General features: G+C 64.1%; 10 protein-coding genes. 5 read left to right on the top strand and 5 right to left on the bottom strand.

The window, feature by feature from the left end; translation table 11 throughout:
• Nucleotides 1-85: 85 nt before the first annotated feature.
• The 4 genes from ACT01B_RS18910 (at nucleotide 86) to lpdA (ending at nucleotide 4,993) form a co-directional block, all read left to right on the top strand.
• Nucleotides 86-904 carry a DUF2884 family protein gene (locus tag ACT01B_RS18910; protein ID WP_445144747.1) on the top strand — a complete coding sequence of 273 codons (819 nt, stop codon included), beginning with the start codon at nucleotides 86-88 and terminating at the stop codon, nucleotides 902-904.
• Nucleotides 905-983: 79 nt separating this feature from the next.
• Nucleotides 984-1,190, top strand: a complete 207-nt coding sequence (locus tag ACT01B_RS18905; protein ID WP_445144746.1) for a hypothetical protein — start codon at nucleotides 984-986, stop codon at nucleotides 1,188-1,190.
• Between the two features lie 233 nt (nucleotides 1,191-1,423).
• Nucleotides 1,424-3,109: a dihydrolipoyllysine-residue acetyltransferase gene (aceF, locus tag ACT01B_RS18900; RefSeq protein WP_445144745.1), complete on the top strand. Its 1,686-nt coding sequence runs from the start codon at nucleotides 1,424-1,426 to the stop codon at nucleotides 3,107-3,109.
• 99 nt (nucleotides 3,110-3,208) lie between these two features.
• On the top strand, nucleotides 3,209-4,993 hold the full coding sequence (gene lpdA / locus ACT01B_RS18895; protein WP_445144744.1) for a dihydrolipoyl dehydrogenase: 1,785 nt from the start codon (nucleotides 3,209-3,211) through the stop codon (nucleotides 4,991-4,993).
• Nucleotides 4,994-5,062: 69 nt separating this feature from the next.
• Here lpdA and ACT01B_RS18890 read toward each other — a convergent pair whose 3' ends face one another.
• The 5 genes from ACT01B_RS18890 to ACT01B_RS18870 all read right to left on the bottom strand — a co-directional run bounded on the left by ACT01B_RS18890 (nucleotide 5,063) and on the right by ACT01B_RS18870 (nucleotide 13,691).
• Nucleotides 5,063-5,731 carry a hypothetical protein gene (locus tag ACT01B_RS18890; RefSeq protein WP_445144743.1) on the bottom strand — a complete coding sequence of 223 codons (669 nt, stop codon included), beginning with the start codon at nucleotides 5,729-5,731 and terminating at the stop codon, nucleotides 5,063-5,065.
• Between the two features lie 447 nt (nucleotides 5,732-6,178).
• Entirely contained in the window at nucleotides 6,179-8,053 is a 1,875-nt protein-coding gene (locus ACT01B_RS18885; RefSeq protein WP_445144742.1) for a tetratricopeptide repeat-containing sulfotransferase family protein, read from the bottom strand.
• A 61-nt stretch (nucleotides 8,054-8,114) separates the two neighbouring features.
• Entirely contained in the window at nucleotides 8,115-11,024 is a 2,910-nt protein-coding gene (locus ACT01B_RS18880; RefSeq protein WP_445144741.1) for a TonB-dependent receptor domain-containing protein, read from the bottom strand.
• A gap of 158 nt (nucleotides 11,025-11,182) precedes the next feature.
• Nucleotides 11,183-12,250 carry a DNA polymerase IV gene (gene dinB / locus ACT01B_RS18875; RefSeq protein ID WP_445144740.1) on the bottom strand — a complete coding sequence of 356 codons (1,068 nt, stop codon included), beginning with the start codon at nucleotides 12,248-12,250 and terminating at the stop codon, nucleotides 11,183-11,185.
• Between the two features lie 115 nt (nucleotides 12,251-12,365).
• On the bottom strand, nucleotides 12,366-13,691 hold the full coding sequence (locus ACT01B_RS18870; protein WP_445144739.1) for a flavohemoglobin expression-modulating QEGLA motif protein: 1,326 nt from the start codon (nucleotides 13,689-13,691) through the stop codon (nucleotides 12,366-12,368).
• 313 nt (nucleotides 13,692-14,004) lie between these two features.
• Here ACT01B_RS18870 and ACT01B_RS18865 point away from each other — a divergent pair, with 313 nt between their 5' ends.
• Entirely contained in the window at nucleotides 14,005-15,330 is a 1,326-nt protein-coding gene (locus ACT01B_RS18865) for an APC family permease (protein WP_445144738.1), read from the top strand.
• The last annotated feature ends 21 nt before the right edge of the window (nucleotides 15,331-15,351 follow it).

Genomic DNA, 15,351 nt, shown 5'->3' with positions numbered 1-15,351 from the left:
ATGTTGGACCGTGCTGGGAGGCGCATCGTGGCTTCCACGTCGCGCAGCAGCGCGCACGGCAGGCAGCTTCGGGGAGGCGATGGGCATGCGCATCATAGGGATGGCTTTGATCTTGGCGGCCGGCGCGGCCCTGTGCGGCGCCGCGCAGGCGCACGATATCCAGATTCACGACGGTCAGTGCGGCTACTCCACCCAGTTCGATGTGCACGTCACCCAGGACGGTATCAACTTCTGGCGCGATGCCGCGCATCCGGGCAAGGTCGTGATGCATGCCGGCCACCTGAGTATCGATGGACGCGACGTGGTCGTTTCGGCGGATGACGCAGCGCGCCTGCGCGATTACGAGAACCAGGTGCGCAGTGTGCTTCCCGAGGTGGCGGAGATTGCTCGCGAGGGTGTGAATATAGGCTTTGCCGCGATGCGTGCGGTGCTGCTCACGTTTGCCGAGAACGACGATGAACGCCGCGACATGGTGGGCCGGCTCGACGCCAACCATCGGCAGGCGTTGGCGCGCATCGACGATGGCCTGGGCAAGGGCTTGTGGAAGCAGCACGACATGGACGATGTGATCGAAGGCAGCATCCAGCAGTCGGTCTCCGATCTGGTCGGCAAGGTCACCGGGGCCGCCGTCAAGGCGGCGCTCAGCGGCGATCAGAGCAAGGTGGCCGCACTCGAGGCGCGCGCGGATTCGCTGGATCACACCATCGACAAGGAAGTGAATGCGCGCGCCGACCAGCTGGGAAAACGCGCCGATGCGCTGTGCCCGCGCCTGCATGCGCTGGAAAGCCTGCAGCAGCAATTCCAGTTCCGTCTGCAGGATGGCTCGCGTCTACAACTGCTGAGCCGAGACCGAGCCAACCCCCAGAAGCCGGGTGACGCCGGGGACCACGCACACGCTGATTGAGATTACCGGCGGACGCGCGACGGAAGCTTGAGCGCAGGATTGCCAGGCTCCGCGGCTCTTTTACCTCCGGCAGGATCCCGTGCCCGGCATCTGGACCGAAGGCCTGGGTGAGAGCGCCATAGGGTTGGTGTTGCGCGCCTTCGCGCGCAGCGGCGATATCTGGGCCGCGCAGACCGATTTGCTGTGCGCGCTCAAGGAGCGTTTCGATGCCGAGGGCATCAACCTCGTGTATCCGCAGCACGAGCTGACGGTGGAGTCCGGGCCGTTGCCCGGCCCGGCCGACTGACAAGGTTGCGCAGGATCTTCCGCCAGGGCGCGGTTTGCCCCAGCCCGATGACCAAGGGGCGGACAGGCGAACGGAGTTGGCACTGGATCGTGGTTGCGGGCTATGCATACGTATGCGAATGGTGGATTCAAACGATCCAAAAGCGACCGAAAAGCGGTCTCGTTCGCTATGATTAAAGCCTTACGCGGCCGTCATCCCCGCACGGCACGCCATCGCCATCCGTAGGAGAAACCATGGCCGACCTCAAAGAAGCACGCGTTCCCGATATCGGCAGCGAAAATGTGCCGGTGATCGAAGTGCTTGTGAAGCCCGGTGACCGGGTCGCCAAGGAGCAGGGTCTGGTCACCCTGGAGTCGGACAAGGCGACCATGGAAGTACCGGCGCCGTTCGCTGGCATCGTCAAGGAAATGAAGCTCAAGGTCGGCGACGAAGCCTCCGAAGGCACCCTGATCGCGATTATCGAAGTCGAAGGCGAGGGCGCCGCGGCGGCCCCGCAGCAAGCCGCGCCGGCCAAGGACGAAGCGCCCGCCAAGGCGGCTCCCGCGCCTGCTCCCGCCGCAGCGCCGACTGCCGCACCTGCCGCGAGCGGTGGTGTGCGCGAGGTGCTCGTGCCTGATATCGGCAGCGCCGACGTGCCGGTGATCGAAATCCTGGTGAAGGTCGGCGACACCATCGCCAAGGACCAGGGCCTGATCACGCTGGAATCGGACAAGGCGACCATGGAAGTGCCCGCGCCGTTCGCCGGCGTGGTCAAGGAAATCAAGGTCAAGCTCGGCGACGAACTTTCCGAGGGCAGCCTGATCGCCCTGGTCGAAGCCGCCGGTGGCGCGCCTGCCGCCGCGCCGGCGCCGCAGGCCGCAGCGCCCGCCAAGCTGGCCGTACCCCAGGTCGAAGAGAAGCCCGCCCCGATCGGTGGCCGCAGCGTACTGCCGGGCAATGCCCCGGAAGGCGACGTGCCGCCCTCGGTACGTCCGCCGTTCGACTCGGGCATCATCATGCCCGGCGACGCCCCGTATGCCAGTCCTGCCATCCGCGCTTTCGCGCGCGAGTTGGGTGTGGATGTCCAGCAGGTGAAGGGCAGCGGCCGCGGTGGCCGTATCCAGCGTGAGGACATCAGCGCCTACGTGAAGCATGCGCTGGCTTCGGGTGCGCGTCCCAGCAGTGCGCCGGTGTCGGCGGGCGGTGGGCTCAACCTGCTGCCGTGGCCGAAGATCGACTTCGCCAAGTTCGGCGAGATCGAAGAGAAGGCGCTGTCGCGGATCCAGAAGATTTCCGGCGCCAACCTCGCGCGCAACTGGGCGATGATTCCGCACGTCACGCAGCACGAAGACGCCGACATCACCGAGCTGGAAGCGTTCCGCAAAAAGCTCGGCGAAGAGAACAAGGACCTCAAGATCACCCCACTGGTGTTCCAGATCAAGGCGGTGGTCTCGGCGTTGAAGAAATTCCCGCAGTTCAACGCCTCGCTCGACGAGAGTGGCGAGAAGCTGATCCTCAAGAAGTACTTCCATGTCGGCATCGCGGTGGACACGCCCGATGGCCTGGTGGTGCCGGTGATCCGCGATTGCGACAAGAAGAGCCTGCTCGAACTCGCAGCCGAGCTTGGCGAAATCTCCAAGAAGGCGCGCGACAAGAAGCTCGGCCCGGCGGAGATGTCCGGTGGCTGCTTCTCGATCTCCTCGCTAGGCGGTATCGGCGGCACCTCCTTCACGCCGATCGTCAATGCGCCTGAAGTGGCTATCCTCGGTGTCTCCAAGGCACAGACCAAGCCGGTATGGAACGGCAAGGAATTTGCGCCTCGCCTGATCCTGCCGCTGTCGCTCAGCTACGACCATCGCGTGGTCGACGGTGCGCTCGCCGCGCGCTTCGCCGCCTTCCTTGCTACCCAGCTCGGCGACATCCGCCGCCTGCTGCTCTGACCTCCCTATAACTCCCTCTCCCCTCCGGGGAGAGGGTTGGGGTGAGGGGCGGGTGCTCGCGACAGCATCCAGGTAGCGAACAAGAACAAAGGATTCCCCATGGCAAGCACCATCGAAATCAAGGTCCCCGACATCGGCGGTCACGACAACGTGCCGGTGATCGAGGTGCTGGTGAAGGTCGGCGACACGGTCGCCAAGGAACAGAGTCTGATCACGCTCGAATCGGACAAGGCGACCATGGAGATTCCCTCCAGCGCCGCCGGCGTGGTGAAGGAATTGCGGGTCAAGGTAGGTGACGAATTGTCCGAAGGTGCGGTGATTGCTGTGCTGGAAGCTGCCGATGCCGCCGCGCCCAAGCAAGAAGCACCGAAGGCCGCAGCGCCTGCGGCGGCTGCCGCCCCGGCAAAGGCCGAGCCGGCCAAGCCCGCAGCAGCGCCGGCAGCGCAAGCCGCCGGCGCCTCGGGTCGTCAGGCTGATATCGAATGCAAGCTGGTCGTGCTGGGCTCTGGCCCGGGTGGCTATACGGCAGCGTTCCGCGCCGCCGACCTGGGTGTCGACACGGTGCTGGTCGAGCGTTATGCCACGCTTGGCGGCGTCTGCCTCAACGTGGGCTGCATTCCGTCCAAGGCGCTGCTGCATGCCGCTGCCGTGATCGATGAGGCCGAGGCGATGGCCGCGCATGGCGTCAGTTTCGGCAAGCCCAAGCTCGACCTCGACAAGCTGCGCAGCTTCAAGAACAAGGTCGTCGGCCAACTCACCGGCGGCCTCGGCAGCATGGCCAAGCAACGCAAGGTGCGCACCGTGCAAGGCGTCGGCACGTTTGTGTCGCCACACGAGCTGGAAGTGCAGACGGCCGAAGGCAAGAAGCTGATCCGCTTCGAGTACGCCATCATCGCGGCCGGCTCGCAGTCGGTGAAGTTGCCCGCGTTCCCGTGGGACGACGAGCGCATCGTGGACTCCACCGGCGCACTCGAGCTGAAAGACGTGCCGGCCAAGCTGCTGGTCGTTGGTGGCGGCATCATCGGTCTCGAGATGGCCACCGTGTATGCGGCGCTCGGCAGTGAAGTGACCGTGGTCGAGTTCATGGACCAGTTGATCCCGGGTGCCGACGCCGACCTGATCAAGCCGCTGGCAAAGCGCCTTGGCGGCAAGCTCAAGGGTGTGCATCTCAAGACCAAGGTGGTCGACGCTAAGGCCACCAAGAAGGGCGTCGAGGTCAGCTACGAAGGCGAGAGCATTCCCGCGACCTCGCTGTTCGACCGTGTGCTGGTATCGGTGGGTCGTTCGCCGAACGGCGGTAAGATCGGTGCCGACAAAGCCGGCGTGGCCGTGACCGACCGCGGTTTCATCAACGTCGACAAGCAGATGCGCACCAACGTGTCGCACATCTTCGCCATCGGCGACCTGGTTGGCCAGCCGATGCTGGCGCACAAGGCCACGCACGAAGCCCGCGTCGCTGCCGAAGTGGTCGCCGGCATGAAGAGCTACTTCGATGCGCGCGTGATCCCGTCCGTCGCTTTCACCGACCCGGAAGTGGCATGGGTCGGCGTGACCGAGCGCGAGGCGAAGGAGAAGGGCCTCAAGATCGGCGTTGGCAAGTTCCCGTGGGTGGCCAGCGGCCGCGCCATCGGCATCGATCGCACCGAAGGCTTCACCAAGCTGCTGTTCGACGAGGAAACCCATCGTGTGGTCGGTGGCGCCATTGTCGGTCCGCATGCCGGCGACCTGATCGCCGAGATCACGCATGCGATCGAGATGGGCAGTGAAGCGGCCGACATCGGCCTCACCATTCACCCGCATCCGACCCTGAGCGAATCGGTAGGCATGGCCGCCGAAGTCTACGAAGGCACCATCACTGACCTGTATCTGCCCAAGAAGAAATGACGCGCGGACGCATGACGTGAAAGTAGAGCCCGGGCCATGCCCGGGCTCTACTTAGCGGTGACGATGTGTCTAGTTGCCGCCGGCGGGCAGGGCAGCGACCACCTGCTTTTCGGTCTGTTCCAGATGCAGCTGCGTTTGCGTGTTGGTATTGATCATCTGGCGCACCACGCTAAGAAACTCAATCGGATCAATATCCACGCCGAGCTGGATGCGCGTGCGCAGTGCCACCATGCGTGGCACATCCAGGGCCAGCGTGCTGTCGTGGGTGACCCAGGTGGCCGCTTCGCGCTGCGCGGCATAGGCGGCGGAAAACCGGCGTAGCGTCGCGGTATCGATCCACGTCGCCGATTGGTTGGCCACGGCGACATCCCACGCCTGGCTGGCGAAGGTGGGCCAGTTAACGCTCAACGTGAACTTGCCCTGCAGCGACTGGACGTGCTGATTGATGAGCTTGTCCGGCACGCCCTTGCGTACATCCGCGATGATGGCATCGTTGAGCTCGTTGAGCGGGCCCAGGTTCTGCGCGTTGACCTGCTTGGAGGTGCGGATATCGTTGAGGTTCGCGCGCAGCTCCGCTTCGATCTGGGTGCTGGCGTATTCGGCCGCATGCCGATGGTGTGCGCGTTCGATCCACTGCTCGAGTCCGAGCGCAGTCAGGATACTGAGCACGATCATCAAGTAGTGCTGCGCAAATTCCTTGAGGGAATGTTTCCTGAGTTTCGGTACTTCGAAATGCACGGCGAGTCCAGTCCGAGGCGAAGTGATAGGCCCGGAGCGTACTCGATTCGTGCTGGATTGGCCTGTGGTAACGCTCGTGTCATGCCTCGGCCACGCTGAGGCGCCGGGCAAAACACATAGGGGTTCTTCAGTGGCTTGCGGACAGATGCCGGGGATGGTCCCCGGCATCCGGTTAGCTGGCCATACGAAGCACCGTCAGTTCGACTCGGTGAACTGCGCCCGCAAGAAAGCACGATTTCTTCGCAAGGTTGAAGTCGTACGAGGATGAGCCTGATCCAACGCAGGGCCTGCGGAGTGCTCGTGGGCGCCTCGAAAGAACGGGACTGGGTCGTTTGCGATAGCGCGCAGCAATTCCTGGCGGGAGCGACTTCAGTCGCGACAAATGCCTACCGCGATACGCGCTTTCGCGACTGAAGTCGCTCCCACAAGAACACAGGCGCTTCGACATTAGTCGTCGTAGCCCAGCCGCTGCATCATCGGACGCAGGATCGGCAGTACCGGTTCGAACCTATCCCGATAGGCATGCCAGCGATTCACCGCGTTGGCGTGAATGCCTTGGGTTACCTGTGCGTAGCTCGGCGTGCTGATGTAGCTCTTGCTGCGCGCATGATCCGCAAAGCGCGCCATGGGTGCGGCATCGTCGACGCCGAGGAAATGGCCGAGCCGGACCACGTGTTCGTCGAAGTGGCTGACGACCGATTCATAGCGCCATTCCAGCACGCGCGGCGCGAATACCTCGACATGGCGATACCAGTGCTCGAACGCTTGCACGTAGCCCCGCGCGAGGCGCTCCAGCGACGAGCAAAGCACCATGAAGGCCGGCGAACGGAACGGTTGCATGTAGCAGCTCAGCAGCACATCGCAGGGATGGCGCAGGCACATGATGATGCGCGCTTCGGGAAACAGCCGCGCAATCATCGGCAGGCAGAGCATGTTGAGCGGATTCTTGTCGACCAGGCGACGATGACCCAGGTCGGGTACGACGCTGTTCACGCGCGTGGCATAGATGGCGCGCAACTGATCCACGTTCTGCTGCGTCAACTCAGCAAGATCGGCGGGATAATGCTGACCCGCAAGCTGCATGCGTTCGATCAGTTCGTAGACAAACGCTCGCTCATCCATCGAGCGGAAATCCGGATGCGCATCGATCATCTGCTCCAGCAAGGTCGTGCCCGAACGGGGAAAGCCCAGTACGAACACCGGACTTTCGCTGCTGAGCGGAGCGGACAAGGGCGCCCAGCGGTCGTGTTCCCGATGGCTGACCCGGTCGTCCGCCATGGCGAGTGGCTGGCTGCCTTCTGCAAGCAGCTCCGGGACGATGTCTCTGGCGATGTCCAACTGTGTTGCGTGGGCAGCCGCGGCGGCCTGCCACGCTTGCGCCTGGCGACCCTGCTTATTCAGGGCGGAAGCGAGGCCAAAGCCCGCGTTCGCGCGCATGTCCGCCTCGTCGGTAAGCGCTAGCACGCGCTGATAGAGTTCGGCGGCTTGTGTCATGTCGCCTCGGCGCGCCGCCACGGCGGCGTGCGCGTGCCAGGCTTCACAACGCAGGCGATGATGTTCGGCCGCCAAGGTGTCGAGCGATGCCAGTGGCAGTTGTGACAGCTCGGCCTGGGCGAGCTCGGTCTGGTTGCTGCGCTCGTACAGTGCGGCGCGCAGCGCCGCCATTCGCCAGCGCAGAATTTGCGCGGACGGGCCGTCGGGCAACACCGCCCGGGCCAGCGCTTGAAAGGCGGCCTGTTGATTGCCTTGGGTAGCCAGCATGGTCGCTAGCAGCATGGCCTGCTCAGCTGGCTGCGGCGGCCAATCGGCGGCGCCGGTCAGCATCGCCTCTTCGTCGCTGTTGTCGCCGCAGACGTGACAGGCGTGCGCGGCCTGCAGCCGTGCTTCGATAAAGCCAGGCTCTATTTGAACGGCGTCGAGCAGGGCCCGGCGAGCGAGTACCCAGCGTTGTTGCTGTGCATAGAGCAGGCCGAGGTTGTAATGGACGTCCGCATTTTGCGGTGCCAACCCGGTCGCGTTCAGCGAGGCCCGTTCGGCCGTGTCCATGTCACCGGCCTGGCGGGCCACGATGGCGAGGTTGTTCCAGTATTCGAAGGTTTGCGGCTTGAGCCGGGTGAGCCGGCGAAACGTCGCCACGGACGCATCGATGCGCTGGCTGGCTTGCTGCGCAAGACCCAACAGCAAGAGCGCGGTTTCGTTGACGGGTTCCGTGTTTGCAGCAGGCTCGCCGAGGGCGAGCACCTTAGCCATGTCGCCGCCGTTGTAGGCGGCGAGCATGCTTGCAGCGAGATCGGTCGAGGATGGCAATGGACGTTCCGTCATCCCTTCATGCTACCAGCGGGATGGCCGCGGCATGGCTGCCGCGGCCATCGTCACCGGAGGATCAGAATTTCACCGTGGCGCGGGCCCAGTAGTAGCGGCCGAGCGTGTCATACGTTGAGGTATCCACGTTGAAGTTCTGGCCGTTCTGATAGATCAGCGGCGGCGTCTTGTCGCTCAGGTTGTCCACGCCGATGTCGAAGCGGGTATGGATCTTCGGAATCTCGTAACCGGCCGTGATCGACTGGTACAGCACCGAAGCCATCGGTGCGCTGGCGCCGGTGGTGTAGTCCGCATTGAGGTTGGTCAGGCGGTGGATGTAGCGCCCCTGCCACTGCGCACTCCAGTTGCCCAACGCCCAGTTCAAGGTGAGCGTGCCACGCCAGCGAGCGATATTGCCGAACTGCTGGGTGTAGGTGCCGGCATAGTTGACCGTGCCGGGGCCCGGCTGACCTGGGGTGGCGTTGTTGCTGTAGGTGGACGTATAGGTGGTGTTGAGGCCCGCCTTGAAGTTACCCGGGTTCACGCTACCGATGTCGAAATGCGGAATCACATAGTTCAAGGTGAAGTCGACGCCGCTGGTGCTGAGGTTGCCCAGGTTGACGACCGGCGTATTGATGTAATTCACCGCGCCAGCGAGCTTGCTGGTGTTGTTGTAGCGGTTGATGAACGAGCAATACGGGTTGCTGGCGTCGTTGAAGCACAGGTTGAGCACGGTCTGCGCCGTGATCGGCGTGAGCAAGTCATGCAGGTTGATGCGCCACACGTCAACGCTGGTCGACAGGCCATTCGCCCAGCTCGGCGAATACACGAAGCCGTAGCTGATCGAGTTGCCATGCTCGGGCTTCAACGTACTGCCTGCCGGCACCGCACCCGAGTAGTAGCCCGTGACCTGGCCCAACGGGTTGCCGGTCCAATAGGGCGGAACGAACTGACAGGCGGAGCCCGCATGCGGGGCCAGCTGGGCAGGGCTGAGGCCAACGCAGGGGTCGCTGACGGTGGGGCCTGCGACCGTGCGGCCGTCGTACAGCTCGTCCAGGTTGGGCGCGCGGAACACCTGGGAAGCCGTGCCGCGAATCAGCAGGTCGGCGACCGGGCGGTACTCGATGGCGATCTTTGAATTGGTGGTCGTGCCGGTGGTGTTGTAGTTGGAGCTGCGAATACCGATATCGACATTCAACGCGTAGGCCCATGGCTTATCGGCCAGCAACGGGATCAGCGTTTCGGCGTAGAGCTCCTTCACGTTGACGCTGCCGCCACCCGGCGAGCCGCAAGCCTCGGCAAGCACCGTACAGGTGCCGGTGGCCGGATCCAGGATCGCATCGGGGGTGACGTTGTAGCTCATGCTGGTGTCGCGATACAGGGCGCCGGCAGAGAGCTGCATCGCACCGGCGGGCAGATCCCACAGCTCACCCGAAGCATTGAACTGGCCCTGCTTCATGGTGTTGGACATGGTGTAGACCGGCGTGTCCACACCCTTCCTCAAGACCGCGGTGACCGCCGGGTCGGCCTGATTGAAGATGTTCGCGCCGGCGTCGATGGCCGCCTGGAAGGCCGGCACATTCACCTCGTTATAGTTACGCTGGACGCGCTTGGAATAGCCGTAATCGGCGCTGGCATCCCAGATCCAGGAACTTGAGCCGAAGTTGCCGCGCAGGCCGGCGTTGACCTGCTGGTTATCCGTAACGAACGTGTGCAGACGCGTACCCAGGCCGGTGAGGCGCGTGCCCATCGCATAGCCGCTGTTCGGATCGCCGGGTATCGCGTTCTGGCTGAAGGTCACGCCAAACGGATTGTTGGGGTTGCTCGAGGGCACGATCCAGCCATCGTTGGTGTTGGTGGGCGCCGGGGCGTCCTGACCGCTGGAACTGGTGTGGTTGTAGAACGCATCGGCGAAGAACGTCAGGTTGTCCAGGAGCTTGTAGTTCGTGAGCAGGAAGACGTTGTTACGCGTCTGCTCGGTCTGGATGTAGTTATAGGCGTTGTAGTTGAACGTGTCGCCGGCGCCGCCATAGCAGCGATAGTTGCTCAGACTGTTGCCTGTACCGTTAGCCAGGGTGACGTAGGTATTGCCCTGCGAGTTGACTTTGCAGCCTGCCGGGGCGATGCCGGCCGGCACCAGGATGCGGCCCGTCGGGATGGTGCCCGAGCCGGCCGGCGTCACCACGCCGCTGGACAGATACAGCTGGTGCGCCGTGAAATCGCGGCGGGTCGCCAGTACCGGACTCTGATGGTTGTAGTCGATGCCGAGAACGATGTTGCCGCGGTCGCTGTTGGCGCCCGCCGTGAACTGGGCACCGTGGCGCTGGCCATCACCATGGTCGGAAATGCCGTCGTTCACGCTGAGCTCGGCGCCGTGGTAGTCCTTGCGCAGGATGAAGTTCACCACGCCGCCGATGGCGTCGGAACCGTACACCGTCGACGCGCCTTCGGCCAACACGTCGATGCGCTCGATCATGTTTTGCGGAATCATGTTGACGTCGGCATTGGCCAGGCGCTGACCGTCGACGAGCACCAGGGTACGGTTGACGCCCAGGCCGCGCAGCGACACACGCGCGGCACCATCGCCACCTTCCAGCGTGGGGCTGGCGCCACCGCCGCCGTTGCTGTTGTTCTGGGTGTTGGTGGCATTGCCCGAGATGCTGGGCAATGCCTGCAGCACGTTGCCCAGGGTGGGACTGCCGTTATTGGAAATGGCGCTGCGATCCAGGGTCACGACCGGGCTGGCCGTCTCTGCGTCGACGCGACGGATCAGCGAACCGGTGACCGAGACCGCCGTCAACGTCTTGGCGCTGCTCTGCTTGGCCTGTTCGGTGCCGCTTTGATTGGTCTGGCCCTGCGCCGCAGGACCCTGGTTGGTCGAAACATCCTTACCGTTCGCATCTTGGGCCTGTGCCAACGCGGCCGATGAAGCCATGCCGACAGAAAGGGCCAGACGCACCGCTATTGATAGACGATTGTAGTTGGACTGCATTGTCGCTCCCCGAATGATAGACAAAGGGACCCCGCCATAGGCGCCTAAACGTCTATGGGTTTGTCTTACTGTCTGTTCCCCCGGCCCAACTGTTTCAGGAAATTGAGGGCGAGTAAAGGGGTTCTTAACAATTCTTCTTGCGATTGGCGCAATAGGCGCTAGCTGACAGGCATGTCGGCGAACAGATCGCTCTGGCCGGCAAAACTGTCTGCGTCGACAAAGCCGGCCAGACCCACGCCCACCAATCGATAGCGGCTGTCGGCCGGCCGCGCCACCCGTTCACGCAAGGCACAGGCGATATCGGCCAGTTCAGCCGCCGATGTGGGGCGGGTTGCCGGGGTGAAGCTGCGAGTCAACGTATGAAAATCCGACGTTTTCAACTTCAACACGACCGTGCGCGCCAGCCGGCCATGCTCTCCCTGCGCTTCCCGCTCGTGCGCGGCCCAGGCTTTCTCTGCCAGCCGACAGATATGAGGCGCAAGATCCTGCAAGGTGAGGTCATGTTCAAACGTATCCTCGGCGGACACCTGCAAAGTCGGTCGGTCTGGCTGGACCGGATAGTCGTCGACACCGAGCGACAATTCCCGCAGGCGCCGGCCCCAGCGTCCGAAGCGCTGTTCCAGCTCATGTTCCGCCCGCAGGCGCAGGTCGCCCACGGTGGCGATACCCAGGTCGGCGAGCCTCGCCTCCATCACCTTGCCCACGCCCGGCAGTCGACCCACCGGCAAGGGCGCGAGGAAGGCTTCGACCTGACGCGGCCGGATCACGAACAGGCCATCGGGCTTGCGCCAGTCCGAGGCGATCTTGGCCAGGAACTTGTTCGGCGCCACGCCTGCCGACGCCGTGAGTTCGGTTTCCTCGCGTATCGCGGCGCGAATCGCTTCGGCCGTCGCCGTCGCGGAAGGCAGGCCGGTACGGCTGATGGTGACGTCCAGATACGCTTCATCCAGCGACAGCGGCTCGATCAGGTCGGTATGCCGCCCGAAGATCTCGCGGACCTGCCGGGACACCGCCTTGTACCGAGTGAAATCCGGCGGCACGAAGATCGCCTGCGGACATAGCCGTTCAGCCCGGACGGCCGGCATGGCCGAGCGCACGCCGAAACGGCGCGCTTCGTAACTGGACGCGCACACCACCGAGCGTGCACCGCGCCACGCCACCACCACTGGCTTGCCGCGCAACGAGGGATCGTCGCGCTGCTCCACCGACGCGTAGAACGCGTCCATGTCGACATGGATGATTTTTCGGGGAGCGCTGGGCACGGCAGGAACAACGGTGGGCGGGTCCCCACAGTCAATCACGAAACCCGCCGCCGCGTGCACTCACGATCGTTCAGGGTCCTTAATGCCAGCCGGCCTGCAGCTGCTCGTCCAACAGCTCGTTCTCGTAGTTCACGAAGCAGTCGAGGTCGAGCGTGTCGAGGCGGAAGCGATTGGCCGCGGTGAAGAACGCCATCAATGAAAGTATTCGCTGCGGATTGCGCGCCCACGGCGGCACGTAGACCGCGCGGGCGATCAGGCCGCTTTGCAGGTAAGGCGACAGGTTGATCACGTCGGTCGTCGTCACGCGACCGGCGAACAACAAGGGCAGCATCTCGGCGCGGCCCTCCTGCAGCACCTTGCGGATAAAGATATAGATGATCATGACGCCTTGCAGATAGGCACTGTCCTTGGTGAAGCAGATGCGCCCGCGCACGTCGCCGCCGCGGAATATGCGCGAAGCACTCCGATAGCTTTCGACCGCCGTCTGGCCCGCGTCGAGAAAGCCGCGAAACACGTCGATGAAGTCCGCGCCATCCAGCGCGCGCTTCACCATGATCACCCGCAGCGCAACGCGGCGCAGGCGGGCCAGGTCGATCGAGCCGGTGATGATTTCGGAGAAGGTCGCCAGGCCTTCCTGCGCACGCGTGGTGCGGGGGGCGCCCAGGCCCAGCGACTTGAAGTATGGCTGGTGTTTGCCGTTGAGCGCGGTGGCGGTGTGCACGAACGCTTCGTGCTCGGTCAGTTGGTCCAGGTCGAGTTCGGAGAACAGCGCGGTTGAACGTAGATTGATGCTCTTGCTTCCGGCCGTGGCCTTGGACGGCAGGTCGGGATTCAGCACCACGTCGACCTTGTCCTTGTCGAAGAATGGTCCCAGCCGTTCGCGCAACCGTTCGGCGAACACATCGGCAGGGATATCCGCCGGCACGGGCGGCAAGGCCTCGCGGCCGATCAGGTCATCGGAGATGTCCAGCACGTCCTGGGCGGCCTCGACGGAGCTGGCGGTCTGCCCGGGGTGAATCATGTCGGGACGTCCGTACAGCGCCGTGGAGCAGCGGGTGAACTCGTCCGTGCCGATGTTCATCAACATCCTGGCTGCCGTGACATAACTCCATGCCGTCTTGAACAGCCAGTCGCCGATCGGGTGGCCGCGATCAAGCTTGGCCATGATGGCCTTCAGTGCCGCCATTTCGCTGCTGAGATCAGGATGCCGCACGGGCGGTTGTGGCAGTATCGGATTGCCGCGCTCGTATCCCTGCAGAAAGCTGCCCTCCAGCTCGACCGGCCAGTCGATCGCCTTCAACACCCTGATCTTGCGTGCCGCTGCGATCAGCTCGCGGTCGCATTCGATAAACCCACTCAGGACCTTGTCGTCTTCGGGGCGAACATCGTTAGCGGCGGTATTCATGACGCCTCCAGGGAGATCGTCGGTCGAAACCTCTGGCCGACATGAACGTGGCGGGGAAGTGGGCACTATGCGCTCGAGCCGCGTCGCGCGCGTCCGAAGAATTACTGAGGCGGGAGGAAGCGGCCCGTGAGATGGCGGTCGCCGGGCGTTCGTCATTGGCATGGAGGGCGCCATGCGGGACGGCTCGCTGGCCACTGGCCGTCGGCAGGAGTCCCGTCCGTGATCAACGTGTTACAGCATCATGTCGAAGTGGCTGCCGCAGTCGGCTATCGTCCGTCCTTCGTATCGGATGTGAAGGAAGCCGTTCCGCACCATGACTGCCGAGACCTCTCCCGCCTATCTGCGCCGCCTGGGCACCTGGGACGCTGCCGCCATCGTGATCGGCGGCGTCATCGGCGCCGGCATTTTTCGCAGTGCCTCCACCGTGGCCGAGCGCACATCGTCCGGCGCCCAACTGCTGACCTTGTGGGCGGTGGGCGGCCTGCTGACCCTGGCAGGGGTGCTCTGCTATGCCGAGTTGGGCGCGCGGCGGCCGCAGGCGGGTGGTGTCTATATCTATCTGCGTGAGGCGTTTGGGCAGCTGCCGGCGTTCCTGTTCGGCTGGACCATGGCGCTGATCAACTATCCCGGCAGCGTGGCGGCGGTGGCCACCACGTTTGCGGACTACTTCTGCGCAGCCGTCGGCTTGCCCCTGCTGTGGGTGAAGCCGATCGCGGCGGGTGCCATCACGTTTATCGTGGGCGTGAATTTCTTCGGCGTCAAAGCCGGCGCGCGCATGCAGAACCTGTTCACCCTGCTCAAGCTCACGGCCATCGTGCTGCTGGTGGTGGTGGGTTTGGTGTTGGCGCGTGGGCAGCTGGGTTCGGTGCTGGCGCCGGACACGACCCATCCGCTGCCACCGGGGGCACTCCTCGGCGCCTTGCTGCCGGTGTTGTTCACCTATGGTGGCTTCCACTACCTCAACGACCTGGCCGGTGAGGTGCGCGAACCGCAGCGTACCTTGCCGCGTGCGCTGGGCCTGGGCCTGGGCGGCGTCGTGGTCTGCTATGTGCTGGTCAATTTCGCCTACTTGGCCGGACTGGGTCACGCCGGGCTGGCCGCGAGTCAGGCGCCGGCCGCCGACCTGATGCGCAAGCTGTTCGGCGAGCATGGCGCGCGCCTGATCGCCGTGGGCATTGCCTGCTCCACCTTTGGCTACTGCAGCATCGCGATCGCCGGTGGCGCGCGCGTGTTGCAGACGATGGGCGCAGACGGCATGTTCTTCCGCGCCGTGGGACGGATCGATGCGCGCTCGCGCGCGCCGCAGATGGCCCTGGCCGTGCTTGGTGCCTGGGCCATCGTGCTGGTGCTGTCCGGCAGCTTCGGCCAGTTGCTCGACTACACCACGGTCGGCGAATGGCTATCGCACGCCTTCGGCATCGCCACGTTGTTCTGGTACCGGCACCACTTTAAGAACGAACCTTCGCCGTACCGCGTACCGTTCTATCCCCTGCTGCCTCTGCTGTTCGTATGCACCGTGCTGGGTGTGATCGTGGCCACCACGTACCATTCGCCGGGAGATGCAGGCATGAGCCTGTTGCTGATCCTCGCGGGCGTGCCGGTGTATTACGCGTGGCGCGCGTGGCAGCAGAGGGCGTGATTTCTCACGGCAAGGCAGCCT

The sequence above is a fragment of the Dyella sp. Tek66A03 genome (genome assembly GCF_052567735.1).
This window is presented reverse-complemented; position numbering and strand designations above follow the sequence as displayed.

Bases quoted from the DNA above. Each gene is read 5' to 3' on its own strand.
- aceF (WP_445144745.1), top strand. From the start codon at position 1,424: ATGGCCGACCTCAAAGAAGCACGCGTTCCCGATATCGGCAGCGAAAAT.
- ACT01B_RS18910 (WP_445144747.1), top strand. From the start codon at position 86: ATGCGCATCATAGGGATGGCTTTGATCTTGGCGGCCGGCGCGGCCCTG.
- ACT01B_RS18870 (WP_445144739.1), bottom strand. From the start codon at position 13,691: ATGAATACCGCCGCTAACGATGTTCGCCCCGAAGACGACAAGGTCCTG.
- ACT01B_RS18865 (WP_445144738.1), top strand. From the start codon at position 14,005: ATGACTGCCGAGACCTCTCCCGCCTATCTGCGCCGCCTGGGCACCTGG.
- lpdA (WP_445144744.1), top strand. From the start codon at position 3,209: ATGGCAAGCACCATCGAAATCAAGGTCCCCGACATCGGCGGTCACGAC.
- dinB (WP_445144740.1), bottom strand. From the start codon at position 12,250: ATGGACGCGTTCTACGCGTCGGTGGAGCAGCGCGACGATCCCTCGTTG.
- ACT01B_RS18885 (WP_445144742.1), bottom strand. From the start codon at position 8,053: ATGACGGAACGTCCATTGCCATCCTCGACCGATCTCGCTGCAAGCATG.
- ACT01B_RS18880 (WP_445144741.1), bottom strand. From the start codon at position 11,024: ATGCAGTCCAACTACAATCGTCTATCAATAGCGGTGCGTCTGGCCCTT.